17 protein-coding genes are annotated in these 21107 nt (G+C 59.7%); 8 read left to right on the forward strand and 9 right to left on the reverse strand.

Annotated features, from left to right (window positions below; all coding sequences use genetic code 11):
• Positions 1–3 precede the first annotated feature (3 nt).
• The 6 genes from mnmG to ravA form a co-directional block, all read right to left on the reverse strand.
• Positions 4–1893, reverse strand: coding sequence for a tRNA uridine-5-carboxymethylaminomethyl(34) synthesis enzyme MnmG (gene mnmG, locus MHZ97_RS14830; protein ID WP_103797085.1), 1890 nt, complete (start codon positions 1891–1893; stop codon positions 4–6).
• 441 nt (positions 1894–2334) lie between these two features.
• Positions 2335–2775, reverse strand: coding sequence for an FMN-binding protein MioC (mioC, locus tag MHZ97_RS14835; protein WP_239315218.1), 441 nt, complete (start codon positions 2773–2775; stop codon positions 2335–2337).
• Between the two features lie 153 nt (positions 2776–2928).
• Positions 2929–3390, reverse strand: a complete 462-nt coding sequence (gene asnC / locus MHZ97_RS14840; RefSeq protein ID WP_033755376.1) for a transcriptional regulator AsnC — start codon at positions 3388–3390, stop codon at positions 2929–2931.
• Between the two features lie 103 nt (positions 3391–3493).
• Entirely contained in the window at positions 3494–5632 is a 2139-nt protein-coding gene (ovoA, locus tag MHZ97_RS14845) for a 5-histidylcysteine sulfoxide synthase (protein ID WP_239315219.1), read from the reverse strand.
• A gap of 70 nt (positions 5633–5702) precedes the next feature.
• The gene (viaA, locus tag MHZ97_RS14850) at positions 5703–7163 is read right to left on the reverse strand and encodes an ATPase RavA stimulator ViaA (RefSeq protein WP_239315220.1); all 1461 of its coding nucleotides are present in this window, start codon (positions 7161–7163) and stop codon (positions 5703–5705) included.
• Entirely contained in the window at positions 7160–8656 is a 1497-nt protein-coding gene (ravA, locus tag MHZ97_RS14855; protein WP_239315221.1) for an ATPase RavA, read from the reverse strand. The genes viaA and ravA overlap by 4 nt, the downstream gene beginning before the upstream one ends.
• Before the next feature lie 289 nt (positions 8657–8945).
• Here ravA and kup point away from each other — a divergent pair, with 289 nt between their 5' ends.
• Entirely contained in the window at positions 8946–10814 is a 1869-nt protein-coding gene (kup, locus tag MHZ97_RS14860) for a low affinity potassium transporter Kup (protein WP_103797082.1), read from the forward strand.
• A 3-nt stretch (positions 10815–10817) separates the two neighbouring features.
• Here the strand turns inward: kup and qseC are convergent, their stop codons facing one another.
• The gene (gene qseC / locus MHZ97_RS14865) at positions 10818–12149 is read right to left on the reverse strand and encodes a quorum sensing histidine kinase QseC (protein WP_239315222.1); all 1332 of its coding nucleotides are present in this window, start codon (positions 12147–12149) and stop codon (positions 10818–10820) included.
• A complete protein-coding gene (qseB, locus tag MHZ97_RS14870; protein ID WP_103797080.1) occupies positions 12146–12808 on the reverse strand; it encodes a quorum sensing response regulator transcription factor QseB in 663 nt (220 codons plus the stop codon). The genes qseC and qseB overlap by 4 nt, the downstream gene beginning before the upstream one ends.
• Positions 12809–12969: 161 nt before the next feature.
• Between qseB and MHZ97_RS14875 the strand changes: the two genes are divergently transcribed.
• The 7 genes from MHZ97_RS14875 to rbsR all read left to right on the forward strand — a co-directional run bounded on the left by MHZ97_RS14875 (position 12970) and on the right by rbsR (position 19333).
• Positions 12970–13365 (forward strand): YgiW/YdeI family stress tolerance OB fold protein, encoded by a 396-nt coding sequence (locus MHZ97_RS14875; RefSeq protein ID WP_103797079.1) that lies wholly within the window; start codon positions 12970–12972, stop codon positions 13363–13365.
• A 170-nt stretch (positions 13366–13535) separates the two neighbouring features.
• Positions 13536–13955, forward strand: coding sequence for a D-ribose pyranase (gene rbsD / locus MHZ97_RS14880; protein WP_239315223.1), 420 nt, complete (start codon positions 13536–13538; stop codon positions 13953–13955).
• Between the two features lie 7 nt (positions 13956–13962).
• Entirely contained in the window at positions 13963–15468 is a 1506-nt protein-coding gene (rbsA, locus tag MHZ97_RS14885) for a ribose ABC transporter ATP-binding protein RbsA (RefSeq protein ID WP_103797077.1), read from the forward strand.
• Positions 15465–16436 carry a ribose ABC transporter permease gene (gene rbsC, locus MHZ97_RS14890; RefSeq protein WP_103797076.1) on the forward strand — a complete coding sequence of 324 codons (972 nt, stop codon included), beginning with the start codon at positions 15465–15467 and terminating at the stop codon, positions 16434–16436. Before rbsA ends, rbsC begins: the two co-directional genes overlap by 4 nt.
• A 26-nt stretch (positions 16437–16462) precedes the next feature.
• The gene (gene rbsB / locus MHZ97_RS14895; protein ID WP_239315224.1) at positions 16463–17338 is read left to right on the forward strand and encodes a ribose ABC transporter substrate-binding protein RbsB; all 876 of its coding nucleotides are present in this window, start codon (positions 16463–16465) and stop codon (positions 17336–17338) included.
• A gap of 66 nt (positions 17339–17404) precedes the next feature.
• Positions 17405–18337: a ribokinase gene (gene rbsK / locus MHZ97_RS14900; RefSeq protein ID WP_103797074.1), complete on the forward strand. Its 933-nt coding sequence runs from the start codon at positions 17405–17407 to the stop codon at positions 18335–18337.
• Positions 18338–18340: 3 nt separating this feature from the next.
• Positions 18341–19333 (forward strand): ribose operon transcriptional repressor RbsR, encoded by a 993-nt coding sequence (gene rbsR, locus MHZ97_RS14905; protein WP_375337769.1) that lies wholly within the window; start codon positions 18341–18343, stop codon positions 19331–19333.
• Here rbsR and mdtD read toward each other — a convergent pair.
• A complete protein-coding gene (gene mdtD / locus MHZ97_RS14910) occupies positions 19330–20733 on the reverse strand; it encodes a multidrug transporter subunit MdtD (RefSeq protein WP_239315225.1) in 1404 nt (467 codons plus the stop codon). The genes rbsR and mdtD overlap by 4 nt on opposite strands.
• Positions 20734–21107 lie beyond the last annotated feature (374 nt).

Raw genomic sequence — 21107 nt, forward strand, 5'->3', positions numbered from 1 at the left:
AGGTCAGGCGCTTTTGCGCAGCAGCCCTTGTTTTTTCAGGTAAATCAACAAAATCGAAATCGCCGCCGGCGTGATGCCGGAGATGCGCGACGCCTGGCCGATCGAGGAAGGTTTATGATCGTTGAGCTTGGCGATCACCTCATGCGACAGGCCGCTGACCTGGCGATAATCCAGCTCGGCCGGCAGCAGCGTATTTTCATTGCGCAGTTGACGATCGATCTCTTCCTGCTGGCGCGCGATGTAGCCTTCGTACTTCACCTGAATCTCAACCTGCTCGGCCGCCTGCGCATCAGAGAGCGACGGGCCGAAGCTCGGCAACGAGGTAAGCTGAGCGTAGGTCAGCTCCGGACGGCGCAGCAGATCTTCGCCGCTCGCCTCTTTGGTGAGCGCGCTGTTGAGCAGCGTATTCACTTCCGCGACGTTCTCCGACTTCGGATGCACCCAGAGATCGCGCAGGCGCTGACGCTCCTGCTCAATCGCCTCGAGTTTCTGGTTGAAGCGCGCCCAGCGAGCGTCGTCCACCAGGCCCAGCTCGCGGCCGGTTTCGGTCAGACGCAGATCGGCGTTATCTTCGCGCAGCATCAGACGATACTCGGCGCGCGAGGTAAACATGCGGTACGGCTCTTTGGTGCCGAGCGTGCAGAGGTCATCCACCAGCACGCCGAGATAGGCCTGATCGCGACGCGGCGCCCAGCCCTCTTTGTCGGCGGAGTGACGTCCGGCGTTAAGGCCAGCCAGCAGGCCCTGCGCCGCAGCCTCTTCGTAGCCGGTGGTGCCGTTGATCTGCCCGGCGAAGAACAGCCCGTGAATATATTTGCTCTCCAGCGTCGGCTTGAGATCGCGCGGATCGAAAAAGTCATACTCGATCGCGTAGCCGGGACGAACGATTTTTGCGTTCTCCAGCCCCTTCATTGAGCGCACGATCTGCATCTGCACGTCGAAGGGGAGGCTGGTAGAGATGCCGTTCGGGTAAATTTCATTGCTGGTCAGCCCTTCCGGCTCAAGGAAGATCTGATGCGCGTTGCGATCGGCAAAGCGCATCACCTTGTCTTCGATCGACGGGCAGTAGCGCGGGCCGATCCCTTCAATGACCCCGGCATACATGGGGCTACGATCGAGGTTATTGCGGATCACCTCATGGGTCTGCTCGTTGGTATAGGTGATCCAGCAGGGAACCTGCTGCGGATGCTGCGATCTGTCGCCCATAAACGAGAAGACCGGCATCGGGTTATCGCCGTGCTGCGGAGTAAGCACGGAAAAATCGATGGTGCGCGCGTCAATACGCGGCGGCGTACCGGTTTTCAGACGGCTGACGCGCAGCGGCAGCGCGCGCAGGCGCTTCGCCAGCGGAATGGACGGCGGATCGCCTGCGCGGCCGCCGCTGTAGTTATCCAGCCCGATATGAATTTTGCCGTCGAGGAAGGTTCCGACGGTCAGCACCACCGCTCTGGCGCGAAACTTCAGCCCCATCTGGGTAACGGCGCCCACGACGCGATCGTTTTCGACGATAAGATCGTCCACCGCCTGCTGGAAGATCATCAGGTTGGGCTGGTTCTCCAGCGCGGTGCGTACCGCCTGCCGATACAGCACGCGATCCGCCTGTGCGCGGGTAGCGCGCACCGCCGGGCCTTTGCTGCTGTTTAGTATCCTAAACTGAATACCCGCCTTGTCGATCGCCGTGGCCATCAGGCCGCCTAAGGCATCCACTTCCTTAACCAGATGTCCTTTTCCAATGCCACCGATCGCCGGGTTGCAGGACATTTGTCCAAGCGTATCAATGTTATGGGTGAGTAACAGAGTTTGCTGACCCATTCGGGCAGCGGCCATTGCGGCTTCTGTGCCCGCATGACCACCACCAATTACGATGACGTCAAAAGGATCTGGATAAAACATGAAGTGGTACCTCGTTGATGAACTGGCAGGGATCGTTGCCCTGGGCGGTGGATTCTACTGAAATTCCGCCGAGGGTGAAAGCGGCGGGATCTGCGGGTTTAAAAGAAAGGATCTTTATTCTGTATATGATCTTTCTGTTAGATCTCTTTATTAGGATCGCGGACTTCGGTGGATAACTCGGGAAACCCTTTTTCTATCAACCTTATAGCGAGGATCCTTTGCTGTGAATGATCGGTGATCCTGATCCGTATAAGCTGAGATCAAAATGGCGACTTATACACAGCTCAGAAAAGCATCATCGGTTATTCTTGGGATAACTACCGGTTTTACGCAGCAATCAAGCCTAGTTATCCACAAATAAAGCGAGCGCGATAGTATAAAAACAGAGGTTTAAACTGGGGATCCGTTGAAATACCCGATCCCCTGTGGCAAAGGATCCGCTTAAAGATGGCCCATCCAGCCGCTTAGCCAGGCCTCAGCCGGATCTTCAGGGATCTCATGCTCCAGCACGTCAATTTCCAGACGATCGCCGATACGCTGCGCGCCGCGAGCGATCAACAGGGCGTCCAGCGAACGAATGGCGCCGCAAAAGAGATCGTATTCGTGGTTGCCAAGGCCGATGGCGCCGAAGCGCAACGCCGACAGGTCTGGCTGGGTTTCCGCAATCGCCTCATATAAAGGCTGCAGATTGTCCGGCAGTTCGCCTGCACCGTGGGTAGAACTCACCACCAGCCAGATCCCCTGCTGCGGCAGCTCATCCAGCGCCGGGCCGTGCAGCAGCTGCGTGGAAAAACCCGCTTCCTGCAACTTCTCTTCCAGATGCTCGGCCACATATTCGGCGCTGCCCAGCGTGCTGCCACTGATTAAAGTAATATCGGCCATGATGCTCTCCCGGAATAAAGGCGAGCATTGTACGCTGTGATCAAGCCGTGATCCACCTGTGGAAAACAGGGTTAATAAAAACAGAGAGGCGAACGCAGCCGTTGGCGCAGGCGGCGTTCATCGGGGATAAGGTTGTGCACAGAAAAAAAAGGATCAGGGTTTAATGGTGCGCATGATCGGGTTCTGTAAGGAGATCAGCGTTTCGGTGGACTGGATTTCGTCGATGGTCTGGATCTTGTTGATCAGCACCTGCTGCAGCGCGTCGATGGATCGGCACATAACCTTGATAAAGATGCTGTAGTGTCCGGTGGTGTACCAGGCTTCGACTACCTCGTCGAGCGCTTCCAGCTTGCTCAGCGCGGCCGGGTAGTCGCGCGCGCTTTTCAGGATGATGCCGATAAAGCAGCAAACGTCGAATCCCAGCTGGCGCGGATCGATCTCCACCCGGGTGCCGAGAATAATGCCGGCCTGTTTCATCTTCTCCACGCGAACATGGATAGTGCCCGGACTGACGTTGAACTGTTTCGCCAGCTCGGCGTAAGCGGTGCGGGCATTGTCCAGCAGCGCATTCAGGATCCCGCGATCCAGGTTGTCCAGTTGCAGTGATTCGGCCATATCATCCTCATGTCAGCTCTTCTTATTTGAACAGAGGAGAATGTGCAGCAAAAAGAGGCGGCAGGCAATCACCGGCAGCAGCGTTTGCCGCTGCCGGTGAGCGTTAGCGCTTACGCCACAGCGTGACCTGCGCCAGCGAATGCTGATACTTGCGCGCGGTTTCACGGATCACGAAAGGCTGGTCCTGCGGCGCGCCGATCGGCTCAAACTCCGCTGCCAGCAGCCGCTGCAGCGCCTGCAGCGTGGTGAGCGCCTCGCCGTTTTCGCGAATGCCGCCCAGCCAGTTCTCCCTGGGCGTAAACGCTTCCAGCCAGGTATAGGGCGAGGAGAGCAGCAGCAGACCGCCGGAGCGGATCATCGGCGCGATATCCTGCAGGAAGCGCTGTGGCTGACGCAGGCGATCGATCAGGTTCGCCGCCAGCACGAGGTCATACTGCGCGGGCTGAGGCTTCAGGTTGCAGGCGTCGCCCTGCACGAACTGGATACGCTGCGCCTGCTCGGCGTCGAGGCCGAAATCTTTAAGCCGCACCTGACGATACTCCACCAGCTCACCCTCTTCCGGCACCACGTAGCGGAAATCTTCGCCGGAGGTGAGCTGCAGCGCGACGTCAATAAAGCGCGCTGAATAATCCATCCCGATCACCTTTTCAAAATGGCGCGCCAGCTCAAAGCTGGCGCGGCCGGTGGCGCAGCCGATATCCAGCGCGGTGCCGCGCGCCTGACAGTGGGGCAGCGCCAGCGCCACCAGCGACTCGGCGTAGTTATCGACGCCGAAATAGCGCGGGCCATACTGGAAGTCGAGATACTGCGACACCATGTCGTCAGTTTCGTAGGGGTTGAGCGTCATTGTTTCCTGATGCGAGGAGACGACGTAGCGGAAGCCCGCATGCTGGAAAAAGTGGCGGCGAAAAGCGTAGCGCGACGATTTCAGCGCTTCGTTGCCGGTAGAGATCCAGCTGCCGCCCTTGATGATCGAATGCTTGCCGTCGAAGGTCGGCGTCGAGAAGTCGTCATAGAGCGGATGTACGCGGAAGCCTTCAAAGCCGTTGATCGGCGTGGTTGTCCACTGCCAGACGTTGCCCACGATGTCGAAAAAGTCGCCCTGAGCGAAACGGTCAACGGCGCAGGAGGAGGCCCAGTATGCAAGGTTGATATTGCCTGGCGCCTGCTGCCACTCCGGCTGATCGCCCTCTACCTGCTCGCGCAGCAGCATCCACTCCGCTTCGCACGGCAGCTGCACGGACGCGCCGGTCTCCTGCGCTTTCCAGCGGCAGAATGCGGCGGCTTCCAGCTGATTAACTTCGGCCGGCCAGTCCCACGGCATTGGCACCTCTTCGGTCATTAGACGCAGTTTAAGGGCGTCGGGCTGGTGCGCATCGCCAACCCAGAAGGTCGGCATCTGCGCCTCGGCGAAGCTGCGCCAGCCCCAGCCCTCTTCGTCCCAGTACTGGCGCTGCTGATAGCCGCCGGCGGCAACAAACTCATAAAATTCGGCGTTGCTTACCAGCATCTTGCTGGCTTTAAACGGCTTGAGCTCGGTGGTCAGGCTGCCATATTCGTTGTCCCAGCCGTAGGTATCGTCGCGTTTCCCCTGCACCACGGTGCCGCCCGGCATGGCGATCAGGCTATTGGCGGGAACGCTTTCGCGCGCGTGACGGGCTTGCTGGCAGGCTGGCCACTGCGGCTGCGGTTTGACCCATTCCAGCGGCAGCTGACGGATTAGCACGCTGGAGGTTTCCAGATGAATACGCTCATGTTCGATCCCCATCAGGATCACCCAGGCCGGGCTCTCCCAGTCGATCGGCAGCTCCAGCGGCATGGACTGAATAAATTCTGTAACCAGGTTTTTCACCTTGCCACGATAGGTGCGCACCTCTTCTGCTGTCGGCCAGGCGTAGTGGCTGTCGTCAAGGTCGTCCCAGCTCATCTCATCCACGCCGATCGCCATCATCGCCTCAATGCGGGCATCGATTCGCGCGTCGATATAGCGGCCCGCCATCAGCTTATTGATATAGAAAGAGGCGGTGTGACCGAAATAGAAGATCAGCGGATGGCGCAGCCTGATGGCTTTATTGAACCAGGCGCGGTCGTCGGCCAGACAATCGAACAGGCTCTCATACAGCTCCCAGGTCTGGGTGAAATAGGCCAGCAGCTCAGCGCGTTTCTCTGCCACGCTGCTGCCGGAAAGGCGTACCGTACGGGTTGGTAACGGTAAATTGGGTTGGTGTTGGGCAAGTGTCACAGTGAACTCCGTTAGCTGAATAAACACAGCGGGTAATTCACTATAGCAAATGGGGGTTTCTGCTCTGTGACTAACGCCGCCAGCGGCGCAGCAGGCGGCTTTTCATGCCGGTATCGAAACGCCAGATATGGTCGAAGATGCGCAGAATGCCGGGCTTGCCGTGCGCCGACATCGCTACCGCATGGAAGCGCTGCTGCTGTTGCAACTGGCGCTGCTTCACCACGCTCACGATCTCGTCCGGCAGACGCTGGGCGATAAAGTCGGAGACCACCACAGCGTCAGCGTCCTGCCACAGCGATCCCTCCATACGTTTAACCACCGCTGCCAGACAGGCGGCGAGATCGGTACCGCCGCGAAAGCGCTGGCTGAGAAAGCGGATCGCCTGCTCCAGCCCGTCGTCGCCGGTAAGCTCGTAGCCGATGACGTCGTGGGCGAACAGCATAACGTAGCAGCGGCGGCGATCGGCCAGCGCAACCTTCAGCAGCGCCAGGCAGAACGCTTTGGCGCAGCGCTCGTTGAAGCCGCCCATCGATCCTGAGGTATCGACGCAGACAATAAAGGGGCCGCGCGGCTGCTCTTCGTGCTGCTGGTGGCTGACCGGACGCAGAGTGACTTTTTCATGCCAGGCGTCGCCCTGCAGCCGGTAGGTCAGCAGCCGTTTTTCCACCAGGCGGCGGTAAAATTCCAGCTCAAGCTCGCTGATGCTAATGGTCGCCAGCTCCGGCGGCAGCAGACGCAGCACGTCGTCGCTCTGATGAATGCCGTTCACCTCTTCGGGCACCGCGTCCGGTTCGCGCACCAGCTGGTGAAAAGCCTCCAGCGGGTCATCCTGCGACGGTACCGACTTTGCTTCGCGGCTGCGCCCCAGCTGTTGCGCCAGCGCCAGCAGTTCCGGCTGCTGCGCCAGGAAGTCGCCATACTCCAGCATCAGCTGATAGTCGCCGTGCTGCAGTGGGGCTTTGCTCATATCCCACAGGCGCCCGGCCGCCGCCTCGTCGTTGTCGCTCAGCACGGGCGCCAGCTGGCCGCTCAGCGCCATACGCTGCTGTAGTTCGGCCATCAGTCGTTCGCGCTGCTGCTCCAGCAGCTGTTCGTTGAGCGTCAGCGTCTGCAGCGTCAGGCTGAGACGCCAGCGTTGCAGAAACAGCGTATGCTGCGCGCCGCTCAGCTGATGCGCGTCGGTGTGCTGCAACAGGCGCTGTGCCTCTTCCAGAAAGGGCGAGGGCAGCTGCGTCAGCGCCTCAAGTATTTCAGGCAGCTGCTGGTTAAAGTCGTGATGGCTGAGCAGCTGGGCGCGCTGAAACAGCTGAAACTCGTTGCCCAGCGTTTCTGGTACCGGCGTCGCTTTAAGCTCGGCGTTGATCTCCGCTTTCCAGCGCGGCACGTCGCGCAGCATCGCCTGCTTCAGACCGGGGAATTTTTCAAAGAAGATCGCCAGCTGCGGGGAGGCGAGCAGCGCGAGAACCAGCTCTTCGATCAGTTCGGCTTCGCCAACAGAGAGCAGCGCGCTGAGCGTCTCCAGTGAGATCATTTACGCGCCTGTTTCAGCTGATCGGCCACATCCTGCAGGCTGGTTTCAATACGCGCCAGCCAGTCGTCGCTGATAAACAAACAGCGCTGATGCTGGCTGAACTGGTGGCGCTGCGCGCGCAGCTGGGTATCCAGCTCGTCCAGCGCCTCGCTGATCTCAGCCGGCAGTTCGCTGTGCGCAACGGCGCCGGGCAGCGTCAGGCGCGCCGTTTGCAGGCTGACGTCGCGCAGCGCCAGGCAGTGCTGCGCATCTACCAGCAGATCCAGCGTCTGGGCGAAACCGATGCCGTTCAGCTTGCCGCGCATCTCGCCGCCTTTCAGCAGCCACTGCTCCAGCGCATCGCGGGCGATCACCACATGCGTAACCTGCATATCGTGCAGCGTGAGCGGCTGCTGCAGCATCAGGGTCAGCTGCGGCTCCGTCAGGCTGGCGGGCAGCTCGTAGTGCGGCTTGCGGCTGAACATGCCGCTGTGTTTTTCCAGCGTAATCGCCTGCGCCACGCTCTGCTGCTGCTGTAACGCCAGGCGTCGCGCTTTGAGCTGCTGCAGTCTGAGCAAAAGCGTCTGCTGCTGCCAGGCCTGCTGCGTCATCAGCAGGTCAATCGCGCGCTCCAGCACCTGCATAGAGGCGATGTCGTGCCACAGGCAATCTTTCAACAGGATAAGGTCGATTGGCGCGATGGCGCTGCGGCCGCTGTAGAAGGCGCTTGCCTGCAGCAGGTGAATCGCCTTTTTCCAGCGGCGATCGGAGATATAGGGCGCATCGGGCAGGGTTTCCAGATGCTGGCGCAGCTGATAGATCAGTTCGAAGACGTTGTCCGGCAGGCTGACTTGCGTAATGCCCTGCTGCCACTGATGATACTCCTCGTCGCTAATGCGCAACGATTCCGCGACCGGATTGGCGTTTTCATCCTGCTGGTGGGTCAGCATGCTGCGAAAGTTTTGCTTCTCATGCACGTTGTCGAGCCAGAGGCGGATCAGCATGCGGTCGTAGAGCGCTTCCAGCCCGCTGTCCGCTTCCGGCAGTTCGTTGGAGGCGGTGACCAGCAGGCGCATCGGAATTTTTTCTTCGCTGTCGCCATTGCGAAAGCGGCGCTCGTTAATCGCGGTCAGCAGGGTATTCAGGATGGCGGGGCCCGCTTTCCAGATCTCGTCGAGAAAGACAATTTCCGCATCAGGCAGATAGCCTTTCGTCAGGCGCTGATAGCGGCCTTCATCTTTGAGCGCCTGAATCGACAGCGGGCCGAATACCTCTTCCGGCGTTGAGAAGCGCGTCATCAGGTATTCAAACGCGCGCGCATTCTGAAAAGCAAATTTCAGGCGTCGGGCGATCAGGCTCTTGGCGATGCCCGGCGGGCCAAGCAAAAATACGCTTTCGCCGCTCAGCGCCGCCAGCAGACAGAGGCGAATTGCGTCGTGGCGTTCATACAGACCCTTCTCCAGGGCATTGCTGAGACGAGAAATTCTTTCTGCCAAAAGATGGGGTTGAGCCATAATCACTTCATTGTCCTTCTGTTACTGCTGCCGTCATAGGGTGGCAGGCGCACTACTCTACTGATTATGATGCGTGAAAGCGTTGATTGCCGTCCGCTTTTTTTGTGTCACAAAATCCAATCATCGCATAATGCCGCTGCGGCCTGAATGCCGCGAGAAAAATCGTCAGCGCCGGCGACGTTGATGACGGATTGGGATGGGTTTTTTGGGAAACAGGTGCATACTGTGCGCTTTTTGATAGCCAGAGCGAAGGGCGTTGCGCCTCTCTGCTCCAACAAAAGATAACTCTATGAGCTCGGATAACAAGCAATCACTTAGTGCGTTAACGCTGGCCGCGATTGGCGTAGTGTATGGCGATATCGGCACCAGCCCGCTCTATACCCTGCGTGAATGTCTCTCCGGTCAGTTTGGTTTCGGCGTTGAGCGCGAAGCGGTTTTCGGCTTTCTGTCGCTGATTTTCTGGCTGCTGCTGCTGGTGGTATCGCTGAAATATATCAGCTACGTCATGCGCGCGGATAACGCTGGCGAGGGCGGTATTTTGACCCTGATGTCGCTGGCGGGCCGCAATACCGGCGCACGCGCGACGGCGGTACTGGTCATTATGGGCCTTATCGGCGGCAGCTTCTTCTATGGCGAAGTGGTGATTACGCCCGCTATCTCCGTGATGTCGGCCATCGAAGGGCTGGAAATTGCTGCGCCCTCGCTCGATCCCTTTATCGTTCCGCTCTCTATCGCGGTGCTGACGCTGCTGTTTATGATTCAGAAGCACGGCACCGGCATGGTGGGCAAGCTCTTCGCCCCGGTGATGCTGATCTGGTTCGCCACGCTGGCGGTGCTGGGCGTGACCGGCATTATGAAGAACCCCGAGGTGCTGCAGGCGCTCAATCCCTCCTGGGCGGTCAGCTTCTTTGTGCACTATAAAACCATCTCCTTTTTTGCGCTGGGCGCGGTCGTGCTGGCGATTACCGGCGTGGAAGCGCTCTATGCGGATATGGGCCACTTCGGCAAGATGCCGATTCGCATCGCCTGGTTTATCGTGGTGCTGCCGTCGCTGGTGCTGAACTATTTCGGCCAGGGCGCGCTGCTGCTCAGCGATCCCAAAGCGATTAAAAACCCCTTCTTTCTGCTGGCACCCGACTGGGCGCTGATCCCGCTGCTGATTCTGGCCACGCTGGCGACGGTTATCGCCTCGCAGGCGGTAATCTCCGGCGTCTTCTCGCTGACGCGCCAGGCGGTGCGTCTGGGCTATCTGCCGGGGATGCGCATTATTCACACCTCGGAGATGGAGTCTGGTCAGATTTATGTGCCGATGATCAACTGGGTGCTCTATTTTGCCGTGCTGATCGTGATTATCAGCTTTGAGCACTCCAGCAACCTGGCGGCGGCTTACGGCATTGCGGTAACCGGCACCATGGTGCTGACGTCGATCCTCTCCTGTACCGTGGCGGTGAAAAACTGGCACTGGAACCGGCTGGCGGTCGGCCTGATCCTGACGCTGTTTCTCTGCATCGACGTGCCGCTCTTTTCCGCCAACCTGATTAAGCTCTTCTCCGGCGGCTGGCTGCCGCTCTGTCTGGGGCTGATCATGTTCCTGATTATGACCACCTGGAAGAGCGAGCGCTTTCGTCTGCTGCGCCGGATGCACGAGCACGGCAACTCGCTGGAGGCGATGATCGCCTCGCTGGAGAAATCGCCGCCGGTGCGGGTGCCGGGCACCGCCGTTTATATGTCGCGCGCGCTGAACGTCATCCCCTTTGCGCTGCTGCATAACCTCAAACACAACAAAGTGCTGCATGAGCGCGTGGTGTTTCTGACGCTGCGCACCGAGGATGCGCCTTACGTGCATAACGTGCGCCGCGTCGCCATTGAGCAGCTGTCGCCGACCTTCTGGCGCGTGGTGGCCAGCTACGGCTGGCGCGAAACGCCCAATGTAGAGGAGATATTCCACCGCTGCGGGCTGGAAGGGCTTAACTGCCGGATGATGGAGACCTCGTTCTTTATGTCGCACGAGTCGCTGATTATGGGCAAACGTCCCTGGTATCTGCGCCTGCGCGGCAAGCTCTTCCTGGCGCTGCAGCGCAACGCGCTGCGCGCGCCTGACCAGTTTGAGATCCCGCCGAACCGGGTTATCGAACTGGGCACCCAGGTAGAGATCTGATCTTTACCAGCGCAGGGCGACGCAGAGTCCGCCGCCCTCGCGCTGGCTGAAACGGAGCTGCATTCCGTGCAGCTGCGCAACGTTGCGCACGATCGACAATCCCAGTCCGCTGCCGCTCTTCTCCTGTCCCGGCGGCCGCCAGAAGCGCTCGCCCAGCCGCTGTATCTCCGCCTCGCTCAGCCCCGCGCCGTTATCCTCAACGCGCAAGCCGCGGCTTTCCAGCACCACGCTGACGTTGCTGCCTTCTGGCGTATAGCGAATGGCGTTGTCCAGCAGGTTGCGCACCAGCAGCGACAGCAGCAGCGCATGACCCTGAATAACGGGATCGGCGCGGCTTTCCAGGCGCAGCGCGACGCCGGCGCGATCGGCGTGCGGCAGCTGCTCGGCCAGCGCCTCCTGCAGCAAATTGCGCAGCGCAACAGGCTGAAACGCGCCGCGCGCATCCTCGGCTTCGGCGCGCGACAGCGTCAGCAGCTGATCCACCAGCCGCGTGGCGCGCTGAATGCCGTCATCCAGCTGGCGCAAGGCGTGCAGGCGCATCGCGTCATCGTCGGCGGCGAGCTGCACCACCTCGCTCTGCACGCGCAGCGCCGCCAGCGGGCTGCGTAGCTCATGGGCGGCATCAGAGGTAAAGCAGCGCTCGCGCTGCACCATGGTGCTGATGCGGCTGAACAGCCCGTTCAGCGCCTCCGTCAGCGGCCTGACCTCCAGCGGCACCCGTCCGGCGTCCAGCGGCCTGGCGTCGTCCGGCGCGCGCTGCGCCAGCAGCTGCGTGATGCGCTTGAGCGGGCGCAGCTCGTACCACACCAGGCCGAGCAGCAGCAGCAGCATCAGCGGCAGCGCGATAAGCCAGGGCAGAATGCTGCTTTGCACCAGCGCTTTCGCCATATCGTCGCGATACTCCCACTCCTGGCCTACCACGATCCGGTGCTGGCCATCCGGGGTCGTCAGCCAGACAAAGCGCCAGTCGTCATCGTCGTCGTTTAACCGGCCGTCGTGAAATCCCTGGGCGTCAGCATCAAACGGCAGCATTCTGCCGTTTTCGCCGTCGTTCAGGACCGGCCTGCCGTCCCGGGTGAAAATAGCAAAGGCGAGCGCATCGTCATCCTGATCGCCGCGGTGGTGGCGCAGCAGCGCCTTGTTTTTGGGAAGCGCGGCGCGGTGGGGCGCGGTAAGATCGAGGGCCGTCAGGCGTTTGGCGAACAGCAGCTGCTGGGTGTCGAACAGCTCGTTAATGGTGTCGCGCGTCTGTAGCCAGGCGCTCAGGCTGGCGCTGCCCCAGCAGAGGCCGAGCAGCAGCACGAAGCCGATGCCGAGTCGGAGAAACAGGCTCACTGTGGCTCTCCCAGCATATAGCCGACGCCGTGCACGGTGCGGATAAAGGCCGCGCCAAGTTTTTTACGCAGGTGGTGGATATGCACTTCCACCGCGTTACTGGAGACATCGGCATCCCAGCTGTAGAGCTTCTCTTCCAGCTGAGCGCGCGTCAGTACCCGTCCCGGATTGCGTAAAAAAAGTTCCAGCAGCGCCAGCTCCCGGCTTTTGAGCGCAACAGCTTCGCCACCCCGCGTCACGCTGTGGCTGGCAGGCAGCATAATGACGTCGCCGTGGCGCAGTTCCGGCTGCAGCTGGCCGTGACGACGCCGGATTAGCGCCTGCAGCCGCGCCGCCACTTCGGTCAGGGCGAAAGGTTTGCAGAGGTAGTCGTCGGCCCCCAGCTGCAAACCCTCCACGCGCTGATCGAGGGCGTCGCGCGCGGTCAGAATCAGCACCGGCACGTCCGCGCCCTGCTGTCGCCAGTCGCGCAGAATATCCAGCCCGTCGCGCTGCGGCAGCGAAAGATCGAGGATCACCGCATCCCAGGGGGCCGCGTGCAGCGCGGCAAATCCTTCATCGCCGGAAATAAACCAGTCGACGCTGAAACCTAATTTTCCCAGGCCAGCCTTAATACCGTCGCCAATCAGCCGGTCATCCTCAATAAGTAATATGCGCATCTTCCCTCCCTTGCCTGTTGAGGCTTTATACGAAGCAGAACGACGCTTGTACAGGGTATATCACCAATTTTCGCTTATTTTCGCGCCTTAAGATCCTGTTAAGATCTGCCGGTTTTAATAAGAAGCGTACAAAAGACACATTCATGGAAACGAGGTGAAATATGAAAAAGCATGCTGCACTTTTAGCTATCCTGGCGCTGACAACGGCACCGGTCTTTGCCGCGACGCAGGGCGGATTTGTCGATGAGAATGCGCCTGCCGTTCAGGCGAAACAGGGAGGTTTTCAAAATAACCAGAGCAGCGTGGTGACCGTTAAGCAGGCGGAAGAGATGAAGGATGACAGCTGGATCACCGTGCGCGGCCAGCTGGAGAAGCAGATCGGTGAAGAGGATTATCTGTTTCGCGACGCCACCGGCACCATGAAAGTCGAAATCGACCACAAGCGCTGGGAAGGATTGACCATTACGCCGAAAGATCGCGTAGAGCTGACGGGCGAGCTGGATAAAGACTTCAACAGCATCGAACTTGACGTTAAACAGGTGCGCAAAGCGCCGTAACGCTCTTTTTACCGGGCCGCTTCTGCGGCCCTTTTTATCATCTGAGCCAAATTCCCGCCCGCACGAGCGAAACGTTTCGATAACGATCACACTTCTCGATTTCCCCCGTTGAGTTACCGCCGCTATTTCATACACTGCCGCTAGCGAAACGTTTCGCTCTGGAGCAGAAAATGAAAAAAGGTCGCTTGTTAAACGCTGAACTCTCTTACCTGATCGCCCGTCTGGGCCATACGGATACGCTGACTATCGCTGACGCCGGCTTGCCGATCCCGGCAGGGCCGCAGCGCATCGATCTGGCACTTACGCCGGGCACGCCCGATTTTATGCAGGTGGTAAACGCCGTCACGCTGGAGATGCAGGTTGAAAGCGCTCTGATTGCGGAAGAGATCAAGCAGCATAATCCGCAGCTCCATAGCGAACTTCTCGCCGTGCTCGAAGCCCTGCAACAGCATCAGGGAAACCGGATTGCAGTGCACTACACCAGTCATGAACAGTTCAAACAACAGACTCAACGCAGTCAGGCGGTCATTCGCAGCGGAGAGTGTTCTCCGTTTGCGAATGTCATCCTGAGCGCTGGCGTCACCTTCTGAGGCCGTTATGCAACCCTTACTGCAGCTCCAGGGGATTGAGAAATCCTTTCCCGGCGTAAAGGCGTTAAAGAACGCGTCGCTGGCGGTCTATCCAGGGCGCGTGATGGCGCTGGTGGGCGAGAACGGCGCCGGCAAATCCACCATGATGAAGGTGCTGACCGGCATCTATAGCCGCGACGCAGGCTCGCTGCGCTGGCTTGGCGAAGAGACCACCTTCAGCGGCCCGAAAGCGTCGCAGGAAGCGGGCATCGGCATTATCCATCAGGAGCTGAACCTGATCCCGCAGCTGACCGTGGCGGAAAATATCTTCCTGGGTCGTGAATTCACTAACCGTTTTGGCCGTATCGACTGGAAGCGGATGTACGCCGAGGCGGACGCGCTGCTGAAGCGGCTTAATCTGCGCTTTAACAGCCACAAGCCGGTGGGCGATCTGTCGATCGGCGATCAGCAGATGGTGGAGATTGCCAAAGTGCTCAGCTTTAAGTCGCAGGTGATCATCATGGATGAACCTACCGACGCGCTGACCGATACCGAAACCCTGTCGCTGTTTCGCGTGATCAACGAGCTGAAGGCGCAGGGCTGCGGCATTGTCTATATCTCTCACCGTATGAAAGAGATCTTCGAGATTTGCGACGACGTGACGGTTTTCCGCGACGGCCAGTTTATTGCCGAACGTCCGGTACAGGATCTCAGCGAAGAGAGCCTGATCGAGATGATGGTGGGCCGCAAGCTGGAAGATCAATATCCACGCCTCGACCAGGCACCGGGGGAGATACGCCTCAAGGTGGAGAACCTCAGCGGGCCGGGCGTGCATGACGTCAGCTTTACGCTGCGCAAAGGCGAGATCCTTGGTGTTTCCGGACTAATGGGCGCCGGCCGCACCGAGCTGATGAAGCTGCTTTACGGCGCGCTGCCGCGCAGCAAAGGCCGCGTCTGGCTCGACGGCCGTGAAGTGGCGACGCGCGCTCCGCAGGACGGGCTGGCCAGCGGCATTGTCTACATCTCTGAAGACCGCAAGCGCGACGGCCTGGTGCTGGGCATGTCGGTAAAAGAGAACATGTCGCTGACGGCGCTGCGCTACTTTAGCCGCGGCGGCACGCTGAAGCACGCTGCTGAGCAGCTGGCGGTAGGCGATTTCATCCGGCTCTTCAATATCAAGACGCCAACGATGGATCAGGCGATCGGCCTGCTGTCGGGCGGCAATCAGCAAAAAGTAGCCATCGCGCGCGGGCTGATGACGCGGCCCAACGTGCTGATCCTGGATGAACCGACGCGCGGCGTCGACGTCGGGGCGAAGAAAGAGATTTATCAGCTGATCAACCAGTTCAAGGCTGAAGGGCTAAGCATCATCCTGGTCTCATCAGAGATGCCGGAAGTGCTTGGCATGAGCGACCGCATCCTGGTGATGCATGAAGGCCGCTTCGGCGGCGAATTTACCCGCGAGCAGGCGACGCAGGAAACGTTAATGGCGGCAGCCGTAGGCAAGCAACACAGCGAGGATTTAGTTGTATGAGTACCCAAACCTTAGCATCCAGCCGTCGCTGGTTCAGCAAAGCCTGGCTGATGGAGCAAAAATCGCTGATTGCACTCATTGTGCTGATCGCGGTGGTGGCGAGCCAGAGCCCTAACTTTTTCACCGTCGCGAACCTGTTCAATATTCTGCAGCAGACCTCGGTTAACGCCATTATGGCGGTCGGCATGACGCTGGTGATCCTCACCTCCGGCATCGATCTCTCGGTGGGATCGCTGCTGGCGCTGACGGGCGCGGTAGCCGCCTCGCTGGTGGGGATGGAAGTCAACGCGCTGGTGGCGGTCGCGGGCGCGCTGGCGCTGGGGGCGGCGATCGGTGCCGTTACCGGCACTATCGTGGCGCGCGGCAAGGTGCAGGCCTTTATCGCCACGCTGGTAATGATGCTGCTGCTGCGCGGCGTCACTATGGTCTATACCGACGGCAGCCCGATTAATACCGGCTTTAACGACAACGCCGATCTTTTCGGCTGGTTCGGCATCGGCCGTCCGCTGGGCATTCCGACGCCGGTGTGGCTGATGGCTGCTGTTTTCCTGCTCGCCTGGTACATGCTGCACCACACGCGTCTTGGCCGCTATATCTACGCGCTGGGCGGCAATGAAGCGGCAACGCGCCTTTCCGGCATCAACGTTAACCGCGTAAAAGTGATCGTCTACGCCCTGAGCGGCATGCTGGCCGCGCTGGCGGGCACCATCGAAGTCGCGCGCCTCTCCTCTGCGCAGCCCACGGCGGGCACCGGCTACGAGCTGGACGCTATCGCGGCGGTGGTGCTGGGCGGCACCAGCCTGGCGGGCGGTAAAGGGCGCATTATGGGCACCCTGATTGGCGCGCTGATCCTGGGCTTCCTGAATAACGGCCTGAATTTGATGGGCGTCTCTTCCTACTACCAGATGATCGTAAAAGCGGTGGTAATCCTGCTGGCGGTACTGGTGGATAACAAAAGCAGTAAATAACTCTGACCTTTACACAGGATGAAATAATGAAAAAGTTGACCGCACTGGCCGTGATCCTCGGCGCGACATTAAGCGCCAGCGCAGTGGCGAAAGATACCATCGCGCTGGTGGTCTCCACGCTGAATAACCCTTTCTTCGTCTCGCTGAAAGAGGGCGCGCAGAAAGAAGCCGACAAACTGGGCTATAACCTGGTGGTGCTGGATTCGCAGAACAACCCGGCGAAAGAGCTGGCGAACGTGCAGGATCTCACCGTGCGCGGCACCAAACTGCTGCTGATTAACCCTACCGACTCCGATGCGGTCGGCAACGCGGTGAAAATGGCAAACCAGGCCAATATCCCGGTGATTACGCTGGACCGCGTGGCCGCGCAGGGCAAAGTGGTGAGCCATGTCGCCTCTGATAACCGCTTCGGCGGCAAAATGGCGGGCGACTTTATCGCTAAGCGCCTGGGTGACGGTGCCAAAATTATTGAACTGCAGGGCATTGCCGGTACTTCTGCGGCGCGCGAGCGCGGCGAAGGCTTTAAGCAGGCCTCAGATGCGCATAAATTCCAGGTGCTGGCGAGCCAGCCGGCGGACTTCGATCGCACCAAAGGGCTGAACGTGATGCAGAACCTGCTGCAGGCGCATCCGGACGTGCAGGCGGTCTTTGCGCAAAATGATGAAATGGCACTCGGCGCGCTACGCGCATTGCAAACCGCCGGGAAATCTGATGTCGTGGTAGTCGGCTTTGACGGCACCGCCGACGGCGTGAAAGCGGTCGAAGGCGGCAAACTGGCGGCGACGGTCGCTCAGATGCCAGATAAGATCGGCATGATTGGCGTGGATACCGCTGATAAAGTGCTGAAAGGTGAAAAAGTGCAGGCCATCAATCCCGTTGACCTGAAACTGGTCACCAAATAACTCAAAGAAAAGCAGGGCAATGCGCCACCCTTCAACCGGTGGCGCACTCTTTCTGGATCACACCCTATGAGCAAAAGCGCAAAACTGGCCGTTCTCGGCAGCATTAATGCTGACCATATTCTTAACCTGACGCACTTTCCTCGTCCCGGCGAAACGGTGATCGGGGAGCAGTATACCGTTGCGTTTGGCGGCAAAGGGGCGAACCAGGCGGTCGCCGCCGGGCGAGCTGGGGCGGAGATCGCCTTTATCGCCTGTCTTGGCGATGACGCTATCGGCGAGCGCATCCGCGCGCAGCTGGCGCGAGACCGCGTCGATACCGCCGCCGTTGAAACCGTCAGCGGCGAACCGACCGGCGTCGCAATGATTTTCGTTAACGGCGAAGGCGAAAACAGCATCGGCATCTGCGCCGGTGCCAACGCGGCGCTGACGCCCGCCTGCGTGGCGCGTCATCAGCAGGCTATCCTGGATGCCTCGGCGCTGCTGATGCAGCTGGAGTCGCCGCTGGAGAGCGTGCTGGCTGCGGCGAAGCTTGCTCGCGCCCATCAGACGCAGGTAATCCTCAATCCCGCACCGGCCACGCCGCTCGACGATGAGCTGCTGGCGCTGGTGGATATCATTACCCCAAATGAAACCGAAGCGGAAAGCCTGACCGGTATCGCTGTCGCCAGCGACGATGACGCCGCGCGCGCCGCCGAAGCGCTGCACGCCAAAGGCATTGGCACCGTGCTGATCACGCTGGGACGCCGTGGCGTCTGGCTGAGCGAGCAGGGAAAAAAAGGCGAGCGCATTGCCGGGTTTACGGTGAAAGCGGTCGATACCATTGCGGCGGGGGACACCTTTAACGGCGCGTTTATTACGGCGCGGCTGGAAGGCAAAAGCCTGCATGACGCGGTACGCTTCGCCCATGCGGCAGCGGCCATCGCCGTTACGCGTCCGGGTGCGCAGCCTTCCGTGCCGTGGCGTGCGGAAATCGACGATTTTCTACTTCAGCAGGGTTAAGCCTTGGCGACCATGAAAGATGTCGCCCGCATGGCGGGCGTCTCCACCTCCACCGTCTCGCACGTTATCAACAATAACCGCTTCGTCAGCGAAGCGGTGCGCGAGAAGGTCGATCGGGCGATCAGCGCGCTGAACTACGCCCCCTCGGCGCTGGCGCGCAGCCTTAAGCTTAACCAGACGCATACCATCGGCATGCTGCTGACCGCCAGCAGCAACCCCTTTTACGCCGAGGTGGTGCGCGGCGTTGAAGACAGCTGCTACGAGCGCGGCTACAGCCTGATCCTCTGCAACACGGCGGGCGACGAAGAGCGCATGAACCGCAGCCTGGAAACGCTGCTGCAAAAGCGCGTCGACGGGCTGCTGATCATGTGTACCGAAAGCCATCTGCCCTCCGCGGCTATTCTCAATCGCTATCCTTCTATTCCAGCCGTGATGATGGACTGGGCGCCCTTTGAAGGGCGCGGCGATATTATCCAGGATAATGCGCTGCTGGGTGGCGAGCTGGCGACGCAGCATCTGATTGACCGCGGCTACAGGCGTATTGCCTGCATTTCCGGCCCGCTGGATAAAACCCCGGGACGCATGCGTCTGCAGGGCTACTACCATGCGATGGAGAAAAACGGCCTGGCGATCCCGGCGGGCTATGTGATTAACAGCGATTTCGAGTTTCAGGGCGGCTATAGCGCCATGAAGGCGCTGCTGGCGCTGGCCTCCCCGCCGCAGGCGGTTTTTACCAGCAACGATGCGATGGCGGTCGGCGTTTATCACGCGCTGTTTGAGGCGGGATTGCGCATTCCGCAGGATATGGCGGTGATGGGATATGACGATATCGAGCTGGCGCGCTATCTGACGCCGCCGCTGACCACCATTCACCAGCCGAAAGATGAACTGGGCCAGCTGGCGATCGATACCCTTATCCATCGCCTTAACGATCCCGACGCCAGCCAGCAAACGCTGGTGCTGACGCCGGAACTGGTGGTGCGCGCCTCCACTTAAGCGCTTTTCTTCTTTTTATCGCGATTGGTGATCAGGTGGCGGCCATCCCCCGGCCGCAGCAGCGCAAAGGTAAAGGCGGAGATCACCGTGACGATGCCCATCGTCAGGAAGGTTGAATGGAACTGCTCGACGGTGCCGCTATCGAACGCCTGATAAAAGCGCAGTACCGCCGCGCTTACCGCCACGCCAAAGCTAATCGACAGCTGCTGCGTCACCGCCAGTACGCTGTTGCCGCCGCTGGCGTTCTCATCGTTTAGATCGGCCAGCGTGATGGTGTTCATCGCGGTGAACTGCGTTGACATCGCCATGCCGAGAATAAACAGCGGCAGCAGTAGCAGAATGATACTTTCAGAGGGTGACTGCAGTGCAAAGCTGGCGATCAGAATGCCGATAACGACGGTGATGCCGACCAGCGTGCGGCGATAGCCGAACAGGCGCAGCACCCGGGTTACCGTCGACTTAGCCAGGATCGAGCCGATGGCCGTCGGCGCCATCATGCAGCCCGCCACCACCGCCGAGAAACCAAAACCGACCTGCAGCATTAACGGCATCAAAAAAGGAACGCAGCCGGTGCCGAGGCGCGACGCGATATTGCCGAGAATGCCGACCGAAAAGGTGCGGGTCTTAAACAGCGGCAGGCTGATCAGCGGTGCAGGGTGGCGGCGCGCATGAACGATATAAAGAAGCAGCAATATAACGCCCGTTGCCAGCACGCCCGACGCCAGCCAGGCGGAGACGATACGCTCGCCAAACAGCTCAATGCCGATCGACAGCAATACCAGCCCGGCGCCGAACAGCAGGAAACCGAGAAAATCGAAGCGACGTTTGGGCAAGGTAAAGTCCGGCATATATTTACGCGCATAGACAATGCCAAGAATGCCGACGGGAATGTTTATCAGGAATATCCAGTGCCATGTGGCGTAGGTGACCAGCAGCCCGCCAAGCAGCGGTCCCAGTATCGGCCCCACCAGGCCAGGCATGGTAACGAAGTTCAGCACCGGCAGGAGTTCACTGCGCGGATAGGCGCGCAGCAACGCCAGGCGCGCCACCGGCATCATCATTGCGCCGCCCACGCCCTGAACGATGCGCGAGATCACCAGCATCGTCAGCGATTGCGACAGGGCGCAGGCCAGCGAGCCAAGGGTAAAGAGTGACACCGCGATAATAAACACCTTACGCGTGCCGAAGCGGTCGGCAAGCCAGCCGCTGACGGGGATTAACATTGCGACGGTAAGGGTGTAGCTGATAACGGCGGACTGCATAGCCAGAGGAGAGCGATCGAGGCTGGTAGCGATAGCGGGTAGCGCAGTGTTGAGAATGGTGGCATCCAGTGCCTGCATAAAAAACGCCATGGCGGCTATCCATGGCAGACCGGCCATACTGCGCGCGGATCGTATCATCGAAAATCCTTCTATATAGGTGTCAGTAGCTGGCAAGGAATCGAAATGACAGCATAGCATCGACAAAAAATGTGACGTTGGCAATTTTCCACAATGAAAGGCTCTCTTTGCGCGCTTTTTCGCCCGGAAATGTCTGCTTTTAACTCGTTCGGTTAAAAAAAAGGCATCCGACAATTATTTTCAAAGAAATGCTTGTCAGCCTGAAAGAACTGCCTATAATGCGCCTCCACTGACACGGCACAACGGCTTACGGAATGCGGTGTTCAGGAGAGCCGGGTTACCGGGTCGCCGGATGAAATCACTGAAAAAAGTGGTTGACTCCGAAGGAGAGTAGCGTAATATACGCCACCTCGCAGCAGCAGGCTCCGCCGCTG

Source organism: Pantoea sp. ACRSC (genome assembly GCF_022346785.1).
Lineage (GTDB): Bacteria > Pseudomonadota > Gammaproteobacteria > Enterobacterales > Enterobacteriaceae > Pantoea > Pantoea alvi.

Coding starts and splice junctions, on each gene's coding strand:
- mnmG (WP_103797085.1), bottom strand. CDS start 1,893: ATGTTTTATCCAGATCCTTTTGACGTCATCGTAATTGGTGGTGGTCAT.
- mioC (WP_239315218.1), bottom strand. CDS start 2,775: ATGGCCGATATTACTTTAATCAGTGGCAGCACGCTGGGCAGCGCCGAA.
- asnC (WP_033755376.1), bottom strand. CDS start 3,390: ATGGCCGAATCACTGCAACTGGACAACCTGGATCGCGGGATCCTGAAT.
- viaA (WP_239315220.1), bottom strand. CDS start 7,163: ATGATCTCACTGGAGACGCTCAGCGCGCTGCTCTCTGTTGGCGAAGCC.
- ravA (WP_239315221.1), bottom strand. CDS start 8,656: ATGGCTCAACCCCATCTTTTGGCAGAAAGAATTTCTCGTCTCAGCAAT.
- kup (WP_103797082.1), top strand. CDS start 8,946: ATGAGCTCGGATAACAAGCAATCACTTAGTGCGTTAACGCTGGCCGCG.
- qseB (WP_103797080.1), bottom strand. CDS start 12,808: ATGCGCATATTACTTATTGAGGATGACCGGCTGATTGGCGACGGTATT.
- MHZ97_RS14875 (WP_103797079.1), top strand. CDS start 12,970: ATGAAAAAGCATGCTGCACTTTTAGCTATCCTGGCGCTGACAACGGCA.
- rbsD (WP_239315223.1), top strand. CDS start 13,536: ATGAAAAAAGGTCGCTTGTTAAACGCTGAACTCTCTTACCTGATCGCC.
- rbsA (WP_103797077.1), top strand. CDS start 13,963: ATGCAACCCTTACTGCAGCTCCAGGGGATTGAGAAATCCTTTCCCGGC.
- rbsC (WP_103797076.1), top strand. CDS start 15,465: ATGAGTACCCAAACCTTAGCATCCAGCCGTCGCTGGTTCAGCAAAGCC.
- rbsB (WP_239315224.1), top strand. CDS start 16,463: ATGAAAAAGTTGACCGCACTGGCCGTGATCCTCGGCGCGACATTAAGC.
- rbsK (WP_103797074.1), top strand. CDS start 17,405: ATGAGCAAAAGCGCAAAACTGGCCGTTCTCGGCAGCATTAATGCTGAC.
- mdtD (WP_239315225.1), bottom strand. CDS start 20,733: ATGATACGATCCGCGCGCAGTATGGCCGGTCTGCCATGGATAGCCGCC.